Source organism: Pseudomonas sp. RW407 (assembly GCF_003176655.1).
Classification (GTDB): Bacteria; Pseudomonadota; Gammaproteobacteria; order Pseudomonadales; family Pseudomonadaceae; genus Pseudomonas; species Pseudomonas delhiensis.
This window is the reverse complement of sequence record NZ_QGSL01000106.1, coordinates 1,167,827-1,177,732: the sequence shown is the minus strand read 5'-3', so window position 1 is coordinate 1,177,732 and position 9,906 is coordinate 1,167,827. Positions and strand designations below refer to the sequence as shown.

At 70.1% G+C, this 9,906-nt stretch carries 8 protein-coding genes; 4 read left to right on the top strand and 4 right to left on the bottom strand.

Annotation, left to right across the window (positions count from 1 at the left end):
* The first annotated feature begins 6 nt into the window (after positions 1-6).
* From DK254_RS22060 to DK254_RS22050, 3 genes are all read left to right on the top strand, one after another.
* Positions 7-1,209: a 3-oxoadipyl-CoA thiolase gene (locus DK254_RS22060; RefSeq protein ID WP_109935478.1), complete on the top strand. Its 1,203-nt coding sequence runs from the start codon at positions 7-9 to the stop codon at positions 1,207-1,209.
* A 50-nt stretch (positions 1,210-1,259) separates the two neighbouring features.
* Entirely contained in the window at positions 1,260-2,507 is a 1,248-nt protein-coding gene (locus DK254_RS22055) for an OprD family porin (protein ID WP_109935477.1), read from the top strand.
* A gap of 66 nt (positions 2,508-2,573) precedes the next feature.
* A complete protein-coding gene (locus DK254_RS22050) occupies positions 2,574-3,218 on the top strand; it encodes a glutathione S-transferase family protein (protein WP_109935476.1) in 645 nt (214 codons plus the stop codon).
* A gap of 358 nt (positions 3,219-3,576) precedes the next feature.
* Here DK254_RS22050 and metR read toward each other — a convergent pair whose 3' ends face one another.
* Positions 3,577-4,497 (bottom strand): transcriptional regulator MetR, encoded by a 921-nt coding sequence (gene metR / locus DK254_RS22045; RefSeq protein WP_109935475.1) that lies wholly within the window; start codon positions 4,495-4,497, stop codon positions 3,577-3,579.
* Positions 4,498-4,596: 99 nt separating this feature from the next.
* Positions 4,597-5,040: a CopD family copper resistance protein gene (locus DK254_RS22040; protein WP_109935474.1), complete on the bottom strand. Its 444-nt coding sequence runs from the start codon at positions 5,038-5,040 to the stop codon at positions 4,597-4,599.
* 191 nt (positions 5,041-5,231) lie between these two features.
* Between DK254_RS22040 and DK254_RS22035 the strand changes: the two genes are divergently transcribed.
* Complete coding sequence (locus DK254_RS22035) at positions 5,232-6,227, top strand: alpha/beta fold hydrolase (RefSeq protein WP_109935473.1); 996 nt, start codon at positions 5,232-5,234, stop codon at positions 6,225-6,227.
* Between the two features lie 442 nt (positions 6,228-6,669).
* Here the strand turns inward: DK254_RS22035 and DK254_RS22030 are convergent, their stop codons facing one another.
* A complete protein-coding gene (locus DK254_RS22030; protein ID WP_109935814.1) occupies positions 6,670-8,697 on the bottom strand; it encodes a DEAD/DEAH box helicase in 2,028 nt (675 codons plus the stop codon).
* Positions 8,698-9,123: 426 nt separating this feature from the next.
* A partial coding sequence (locus tag DK254_RS22025) for a DMT family transporter (RefSeq protein ID WP_109935813.1) occupies positions 9,124-9,906 on the bottom strand: 783 nt, incomplete at its 5' end.

The window sequence follows — 9,906 nt, the reverse complement described above, 5'->3', positions numbered from 1 at the left end:
CCCACCATGCTCGATGCCTACCTCTACGCCGGGCTGCGCAGCCCCTTCGGCCGCCACGCCGGCGCCCTGTCGCGGCTGCGCCCGGACGACCTGGCCGCCACGCTGCTGGCCCGGGTGATGCAGACCTCCGGCTTTTCCAGCGACGACCTGGAAGATGTCATCCTCGGCTGCACCAACCAGGCCGGCGAGGACAGCCGCAACCTGGCGCGCCACGCGCTGCTGGCCGCCGGCCTGCCCTGGCAGGTGCCGGGGCAGACGCTCAACCGCCTGTGCGCCAGCGGCCTGTCGGCGGTGATCGACGCCGCGCGGGCGATCACCTGCGGCGAGGGCGAGCTGTACCTGGCCGGCGGCGCCGAAAGCATGTCCCGCGCGCCTTTCGTCATGGGCAAGGCGGACAGCGCCTTCAGCCGCGCGCTGAACGTCTTCGACAGCACCATAGGCGCGCGCTTCGCCAACCCCCGCATCGTCGAACGCTACGGCAACGACAGCATGCCGGAGACCGCCGACAACCTGGCCCGCGAGATGGGCATCGGGCGCGAGGCGGCCGACCGTTTCGCCGCCGCGTCCCAGGCCCGCTACCAGGCGGCGCTGGAGGCGGGCTTCTTCGCCGGGGAAATCCTCCCGGTGGAGGTACCGGGCGGGCGCAAGGGCGAAACCCTGACGGTGGCGCACGACGAGCACCCGCGGCCGCAGGCCGACCTGGCGGCGTTGGCCCGGCTGCCGGCGCTGTTCCCCGGCGGCCTGGTCAGCGCCGGCAACGCCTCGGGCATCAACGATGGCGCGGCGGTGCTGCTGCTGGGCAACCGCGCCATCGGCGAGCGCCACGGCATCCGTCCGCTGGCGCGCATCCTGGCTTCCGCCAGCGTCGGCGTGGAGCCGCGGATCATGGGCATCGGCCCGCACCAGGCGATCCTCCGCGCCCTGCAGCGCGCCGGGCTGGGCCTGGAAGAGGTCGACCTGATCGAGATCAACGAGGCCTTCGCCGCCCAGGTGCTGGCCTGCCTGAAGGCGCTGGGCCTGGCTTTCGACGACCCGCGTGTCAACCCCCACGGCGGCGCCATCGCCGTGGGCCACCCCCTCGGCGCCTCCGGCGCACGCCTGGCGCTGACCGCCGCCCGCACCCTGCAGCAACGTGGCCAGCGCTACGCGGTGGTCAGCCTGTGCGTAGGCCTCGGCCAGGGCGTGGCCATGGTGCTGGAGCGCTGCTGAGGTCCTGAAGAAGGGGCGCCGCGGCGCCCCGCCAACCGCTCGGAGAACGCATGAACAAGAACAACAAAGGCACTGTTTTCCTTCTCACCACACTGGCCGCCAGTGGCCCGGCCCTGGCCGACGGCTTCCTGGAGGACGGCAAGGCCAGCCTGGGGCTGCGCAACTTCTACATGAACCGCGACTTCCGCGACGGCGCCGGGCGTTCGAAGGGCGAGGAGTGGGCCCAGGGCTTCCTCCTCGACTATCGCTCGGGCTACACCGCCGGCACCCTGGGCGTGGGTGTGGATGTGCTCGGCAAGCTCGGCGTCAAGCTCGACTCCAGCCCCGAGCGCAGCGGCACCGGCCTGCTGCCGGTGCAGGGCGACGGCCGCGCGGCGGACGACTACGCGCGGCTCGATCCCACCGCCAAGCTGCGCCTGTCGCGCACGGAGCTGAAGCTCGGCGCCCTGGTGCCCAAGCTGCCCACGGTGCAGCCCAACTACGGGCGGCTGTTCCCCCAGGTGTTCCAGGGCGGCCTGCTGACCTCCAGCGAATTCGACGGCCTGACCCTCAACCTGGGCCGGCTGGACGAAGTGAGCCAGCGCAACGAGGCCGGCACCAGCGACCTGGCGCTGTACAACCGCAACGGCCGCTTCGCCGCGGCGGCGCGGGCCGACCACTTCTACCTGGGCGGGCTGGACTACCGCTTCACCGCGAACTGGACCGGCAGCTACCACTACGGCCAGCTGGAGGACGTCTACGACCAGCACTTCCTCGGCCTCAAGGGCCGCACGCCGATCGGCGCCGACAGCCTGGAGGCCGACCTGCGCCTGGCCATCAGCCGCGACGCCGGCGCCGGGCGCGGCGGGCGCATCGACAACCGCGCCTTCAACGGCCTGTTCACCTACCGCCTGCACAACGGCCACGCCTTCGGCCTGGGCTTCCAGGCGATGGACGGCGCCAGCGCCTACCCCTACCTGGACGGCACCGACCCCTACCTGATCGACTTTGGCCAGTACGGCGACTTCGCCGAGGCCGGGGAAACCTCCTGGCAGCTGCGCTACGACTACGACTTCGCGCCCCTGGGCCTGCCCGGCCTGAGCTTCATGACGCGCTACTTCAGCGGCCACGGCGCCGAGCCGACGGCCGGCGGCGGCAGCCGCGAATGGGAGCGCAACAGCGACATCCGCTACGTGCTGCAGGGCGGCCCGCTGAAGGGCCTGGGCCTGACCTGGCGCAACGCGACCTACCGCTCCGGCTTCAGCCGCGACGTGGACGAGAACCGGGTGTACCTGAGCTACGAGGTGGCGTTGTTCTGACGGTGGAAGAGGGCGGGGCGCGGTCTATGCTTTCGGGCCGGCCCGTCATCGGCAAAGGAGAACAGCATGAGCGACCGCCGCGTCACCTTCTACCATTCCCCGCAGACCCGTTCCTCCGGCACCCTGGCGCTGCTGGAGGAGCTGGGCGCCGACTATGACCTGCAGTTGATCAACATGCAGGCCGGCGAGCAGCGCCAGCCGGCGTACCTGGCGATCAACCCGATGGGCAAGGTCCCGGCCATCCGCCATGGCGAGGCGCTGGTGACCGAGCAGGGCGCCGTCTACATCTACCTCGCCGACCTCTACCCGGAAGCCGGGCTGGCGCCGGCCATCGGCGACCCGCTGCGCGGGCCCTACCTGCGCTGGCTGGTGTTCTATGGCTCCAGCTTCGAGCCGGCGGTGACCGACCGCTCTCTCGGCCGCGAGCCGGCGCCCCCGGCGCGCAGCCCCTACGGCGATTTCGAGACGGTGATGAAGGTCATCGACGCCCAGCTGGAGAAAGGCCCCTACCTGCTCGGCGAACGCTTCACCGCGGCGGACGTGCTCTGGGGCTCGGCGCTGGCCTGGACCACGCATTTCGGCATAGTGCCGAAGACCCCGGCCATCGAGCGCTACATCGCGAAAGTCACCGCGCGCCCGTCCTTCGCCAAGGTCGCCGAGCGGGATGCGCAGTGGCATGCGGAACACGCCAAGGCAACAGGCAAGCCGTAGGAGCGGATCTCATCCGCGAATCGCGCCGGAACGTCCGGCTATCGCGGACAAAGTCCGCTCCTACGGGAAGGAATACCGTGCCTCCCGGCAACCTGTAGGAGCGGGCCCTGCCCGCGATTCGCGCGCAGGGCGCGCTCCTACAAGGGCACGGCGCATGGGCAACCCGAGCGGATCTCATCCGCGATCCGCGCCGATACGTCCGGCTATCGCGGACAAGGTCCGCTCCTACGGGGTGCCATGCCTTTGGGTAGGGCGTATAACCGTTCGCGGTCATACGCCGCCGTTCCGAGCGCCGTGGCCGAATCCGTGCATTTCGATCGGCGGATAACGCTTCGCGTTATTCGCCCTACGCAATGTCTCAACCCTTCGCCGCGCTGACCCCTTCCAGGGTGGCGAAGGAGGTGTCCTTGGCCGTCAGCAGGAAGTCGCGCATGAAGGGGGCGTCCAGCATGTCCGCGCGGATGGCCGCGTACAGGGTGCAGTACAGGCCCTTCTCGCCCAGGCGCCGGGCGGTGACGTAGCCGCGCGAGCTGTATTCGTGCAGCGCCCAGTTGGGCAGGCTGCACACGCCGCGGCCGGAGGCCACCAGCTGCATCATCATCACCGTCAGCTCCGAGGTGCGCACCTGGGCCGGCTCGACGTCGGCCGGTTCGAGGAAGCGGGTGAAGATGTCCAGGCGGTCGCGCTCGATGGGGTAGGTGATCAGCGTCTGGTTGGCCAGGTCTTCCGGCACTATGTAGGGCTTGCTGGCCAGCGGGTGCTGGTTGTCCACCGCCAGCAGCGCCTCGTAGGTGAACAGCGGCACGTAGGTGATGCCGGCGATGTCCACCGGGTCGGAGGTCACCACCAGGTCGAGGTCGCCGCGGGCCAGGGCCGGCAGCGGGGCGAAGGAGAAGCCCGAGGCCAGGTCCAGCTCCACTTCCGGCCAAGCGTCGCGGAACTGGTCGATGGTCGGCATCAGCCACTGGAAGCAGCTGTGGCACTCGATGGCCATGTGCAGGCGCCCGGCGGTGCCGCCGGCCAGGCGCGCCAGGTCGCGCTCGGCGGTGCGCATCTGCGGCAGCAGGGCGTCGGCCAGCTGCAGCAGGCGCAGGCCGGCGCTGGTGAAGCGCACCGGCTTGGTCTTGCGGATGAACAGCGACAGGCCCAGGCGGTCCTCCAGTTCCTTGAACTGGTGGGACAGGGCGGACTGGGTCAGGTGCAGGCGTTCGGCGGCTTCCACCAGGCTGTCGGCTTCACGCAGGGCGTGGAGGGTTTTCAGATGACGAATCTCGAGCATGGCGCCGCACCCAACATGAGGAAAACTTGATTTCAACGCGAGTGGGTTGAGTCTGTCTCATACGCGGCCCGCTGTCGACCTGTCCGTACCTCACCCGGCCTACCAGCTCAGGTAGAACATGCCCTTGGCCAGCAGCACTATGCCCAGGACGTGGGCGAAGACGCTGTAGTGGATGGCCCGCGATCGCCGTCCGGTCATGCCGCCGCTGTGCATCAGGTACATCGCGCAGAGGAAGTGGCAGAGCACGCTGGCGGCCAGCAGCAGCTTCAGGCTCAGCAGGGTGGCGAAGGGCGAGTCCAGTGGATGGGCCAGCAGCGGCAGGTAGCGCAGCTTGAGCATGCCCAGGCCGCTGCCGAAGAGGGTCAGGATCACCCAGGGCATCACCCGCCGCAGGCGCTGGCCGAGAGCGCGCTCCACCGTGCGCAGGGCGGCCTCCGGCACGTGGCGGCGCACCCGCTCGAGGATCAGCACCTCGAAGAACACGGTGCCGACGAAGGCGATGGCGGCCAGCAGGTGCAGGACCAGCAGGATCGGATAGCTCATGGGCACCCCTCGGGTGAATGGCGGCGGCCCTGGAACCATGCCGGGCCGGCCGCGCCCGTGCCATGACGCCGGTCAGCCCGGTGGCGACCGCTCGGCGCCTTTCATCAAAGTGTCACGGTTGTGTGGCAGAGCGCTCCACGGAAATTCATCAGAATCGGGTTCCACTGGGGTTCTGCATTCCGGATTTTCACATGCGTGCGTTTCTGCTGGCGCTGGCCCTGTCGTGCCTGGCGCCCCTCACTGCCTTTGCCGGCGATCGTTGCGATCCACGGGTACCCACCGACACCCTGGACGTGGGCGACGTGCGCCTGGCCTACCAGAGCATAGGCTCGCCGAAGGACCCGACCCTGCTGCTGATCATGGGCCTGGGCGGCCAGCTCATCCATTGGCCCGACGAAGTGGTGCAGACCCTCTGCCAGCAGGGCTTCCGCGTCATCCGCTACGACAACCGCGACGTCGGCCTGAGCGCCTGGCGCGTGCCCACGCCCGGCGCCAACCTCACCTACGAGGTGATCCGCTACCGCCTCGGCCTGCCGGTCAGCGCGCCCTACAGCCTCACCGACATGGCCTGGGACGCCCTGCGCCTGCTGGACGCGCTGCACATCGAGCAGGCCCACGTGCTGGGCGCGAGCATGGGCGGGATGATCGCCCAGCACGTCGCCGACCTTGCACCGCAGCGGGTGCTCAGCCTGACCCTGGTGATGACCAGCTCCGGCGCCGAGGGCCTGCCGGCGCCCAGCGACAGCCTGCTGAAACTGCTGGCCCGGCGCGAGGCGGGCAGCCGCGAGCAGGCCATCGAGCAGCAGGCCGACCTGCTGGCCGCGCTCGGCAGCCCGGAGGTGAAGGACGACCGCCAGCAACTGCTGCGCCAGGCGGCGCAGTCCTACGACCGGGCCTTCAACCCCGAGGGCGTGCAAAGGCAGATGCTGGCGATCCTCGCCGAGCCCAGCCGCGTCGACCTGCTCAACCGTTTGAATGTGCCCACGTTGGTGATCCATGGCACTGCCGATCCGTTGTTGCCGGTGATGCATGGGGTGCATGTGGCGGCGCATATCCGCGGCGCCGAGCTGAAGCTCATTCCGGGCATGGCCCATCGTTTCCAGGAAGCCTTCAAGGCGCCGCTGCTGGCGGCGGTGTTGCCCTACCTGCGGGCGCACCAGACGGCGGGGCACGTGGCGCAGCTTTAACGTTGCGCTGAGGTGTTTTCGTAGGAGCGAGCTTGCTCGCGAATTGGTGTTTGCCGGTGGCGTAGGTGCTGGGTTCAAGAGCGCCCTCTCCCCAGCCCTCTCCCTGAAGGGAGAGGGGGCTTGTCCGTGCCGAGAGAAGGAATGGTTTCAGCCGGAAACCCTAGGTGTTGCCGGCTGACTCAGGAATACCAAAGCGCTCCGAACGGTTCCCTCTCCCTTCAGGGAGAGGGTTAGGGAGAGGGAGCGGAGTTGGCCCCAAAAACAGTGGCCAAAGGGATATGCCCATTCGCGAGCAAGCTCGCTCCTACAGGCAGCCCAGTTCGTAGGGCGCATAACGCGCCAAATCGCGGTCAGAGTCCGCTCCTACGGTTCCAGGAAGCACGGACGTAGGAGGACTCCGTCCGCGATTGGACTCACCGGCCACGCCGGACGCCCCGGTACCTCAAACCGCCTTCGGCAAGGGCGCGAACAGCGCGTCGATATCGGCATCATCCAACTGCCAATCCGTTCCGGCGCCTTCGAGGATGCCGGCGGCCAGCGCGGCTTTTTCCCGTTGCAGCAGCTGGATCTTCTCTTCCACCGTGCCGCGGGCGATCAGTTTGTAGACGAACACCGGCTTGTCCTGGCCGATGCGGTAGGCGCGGTCGCTGGCCTGGTTCTCGGCGGCCGGGTTCCACCAGGGGTCGTAGTGGATCACCGTGTCCGCCGCGGTCAGGTTCAGGCCCACGCCGCCGGCTTTCAGGCTGATCAGGAACAGCGGCACGCGGCCCTGCTGGAAGTCCTCCACCGGCTGGCGGCGGTCGCGGCTGTCGCCGGTCAGCAGGGCGTAGTCGATGCCGCGCTGCTGCAGGGCCTCGCCGACCAGCGCGAGCATCGAGGTGAACTGCGAGAACAGCAACACGCGGCGGCCTTCGGCGAGCAGTTCCTCGAGCATGTCCAGCAGGTATTCCAGCTTGCCCGAGGTCACCGCCTTGGCGCGGCCGGTGGCCGGTGGGGCGTCCTTCTGCACCAGGCGGATGTCGCAGCACACCTGGCGCAGCTTGAGCAGCGCCTCGAGGATGATGATGCGGCTGCGCGCCAGGCCGCGGCGGGCGATCTCGTCGCGGACCTTGCGGTCCAGGGCCAGGCGCACCGTCTCGTAGAGGTCGCGCTGGGCCTCGCTGAGTTCGATGTGCTGGATGAATTCGCTCTTGGGCGGCAGCTCCGAGGCCACCTGTTCCTTGGTACGGCGCAGCAGGAAGGGGCGGATGCGCGCCGCCAGGTGGGCCAGGCGCGCCTGGTCGCCGTGGCGCTCGATGGGCGTGCGGTAGTGCTGGGTGAACTGCTTGGCGTCGCCCAGCCAGCCGGGCAGCAGGAAGTGGAACAGCGACCAGAGCTCGCCCAGGTGGTTCTCCAGCGGCGTGCCGGTCAGGCACAGGCGGTGCCGCGCGTTCAGCTGGCGCGCGGCCTGGGCCGCCTTGGTGCCGGCGTTCTTGATGTTCTGCGCCTCGTCGAGGATCAGCAGGTGGTAGGCGTGCTTGCCGAGCTTCTCCGCGTCGCGAGGGAGCAGGGCGTAGGTGGTGAGGATGAGGTCGTGTTCCTCGATCTTCGCGAAGTCGCGGCGCCGGCCGGCGCCGTGCAGGGCCAGCACGCGCAGGTCGGGGGTGAAGCGCTCGGCCTCGTCCAGCCAGTTGGGGATCAGGCTGGTGGGCATCACCACCAGGGCCGGCGCGGTGAGGCGCCCGGCCTGTTTTTCCAGCAGCACGTGGGCCAGGGACTGCAGCGTCTTGCCCAGGCCCATGTCGTCGGCCAGGATGCCGCTGGCGCCCACCGCGCGCAGCGTCTGCATCCAGCTCAGGCCCTCGTGCTGGTAGGCCCGCAGCTCGGCGCGCAGGCCCGTGGGCAGCGGCGCCGGCTGGGCGCGGTAGTCGCGCAGGCGCAGGGCGATCTCGCGCAGCTCGTCGCCGCCCTGCCAGCGCAGCGGCAGCTCTTCCAGCTCGGAGAGCCGCGCGGCGTCCGGCGCGCCCATGCGCAGGCGGCGCACCGGCGCCTGGTCGCCCAGGTAGAACTCGGACAGGGTGCCCAGCAGCGGCTTCAGCTTGCCGAACGGCAGGGCCACCCGCAGCGGCCGCTCCGAGGCGGTCTGCCAGCTGTGCACCGGGTTGCGCCCGGCGTCCAGGCGTAGCACCAGTTGCTCGTCGTCGGCGTGGCGGGCCAGGGAGACCGGGTCGAGCAGCGCCGGCATGCGCCGGATCAGCTCGATCAGCGCCGGCAGCAGGCTGATGCGCCGGCCGTCGACCTCGATGCCCAGCTCCAGGTCGAACCACTGGCGGTCGTCGGTCTCCTCGATCTCGGCGTACCAGTTCTCGATGGGCGTCAGGTCGAAGACGAACTCCGGGCGCACGTCCACGTCCCAGCCGCGCTCGCGCAGCTGCGGCAGGCCCTCGCGCATGAACTGCTGCCAGGTGGCGTCGTCGGGCAGCTCGAACATCTCCCCGGCGCTTTCCTCCAGGGCGTCGCTGCGCCGCATCGCCGGCTTGAAGCCGAACTGGCGCAACTGCTGGCGCAACTGCTGCTCGCACTCGGGCTGGCGGCTGAGGCGGACGATGCGGTCGTCGCGGAATACCCGCAGCTCGCTGCCGGTGCGCGGGTTGATCGGCCCCGAGACGGGCATGCCGGCATACAGGAAGGCCAGCGCGGCGCGGTGCCGGGCGATGTTCTGCATGCGCCCGCTGCGCAGGTCGAAGCCGCTGTGCACGTGGCTGCCCAGGGTCAGGCGCGGGCGCGGCGCCAGGTCGTCGGGCGCCGCCGGCGGCTCGGCGGGTGGGGTCATCGGAGGTTCCTTCCGGCAAGCCCGGGGAAGTACACAAACGCCCGATGATACCGCTATTTCCCGAGGTGCGCTGCCACCGGCGGCTCAGCGGGCGAAGCGCCGTGCCCCCGCCACGCAGGCCACCACCACCAGGGTCGAGGCGGCCATCAGCGGGCTGACCTGCTCGTGCAGCAGCAGGCCGGCCAGGGCCAGGCCGAAGAAGGGTTGCAGCAGCTGCAGTTGGCCGACCGCGGCGATGCCGCCGCGGGCCAGGCCGTGGTACCAGAAGAAGAAACCGATGAGCATGCTGAACAGCGACACGTAGCCCAGGCTCAGCCAGGCCGGCAGGCTGGCCGCGGCGAGGTCGGCCGGCCAGGTCCAGAGGGTCAGCGGCAGCATCAGCGGCAACGACAGCACCAGCACCCAGCAGATCACCTGCCAGCTGCCCAGGTGCCGCGACAGCCGCGCGCCCTCGGCGTAGCCCAGGCCGCAGGCGAGGATGGCCGCCAGCATCAGCAGGTCGCCCGGCAGGCTGCCGGCGCCGCCCTGGCTCAGGGCGTAGCCGGCCACCACCGCGCTGCCGGCCAGCGAGAACGCCCAGAACGCCGGGCGCGGCCGCTCGCCGGCGCGCAGCACGGCGAAGGTGGCGGTGGCCAGCGGCAGCAGGCCGACGAAGACGATGGCGTGGGCCGAGCTGACGTGGCGCAGGGCCAGGGCGGTGAGCAGCGGGAAGCCGACCACCACGCCCAGGGCCACCACCAGCAGCGCCGGGATGTCCTGGCGTGCCGGCCGGCGCTGGCGCAGCACGAACAGGATGGCCGCGGCGAGCAGCCCGGCGATGCTGGCCCGGGCCAGGGTCAGGAAGGTCGGCTCGAAGCTGCCCACCGC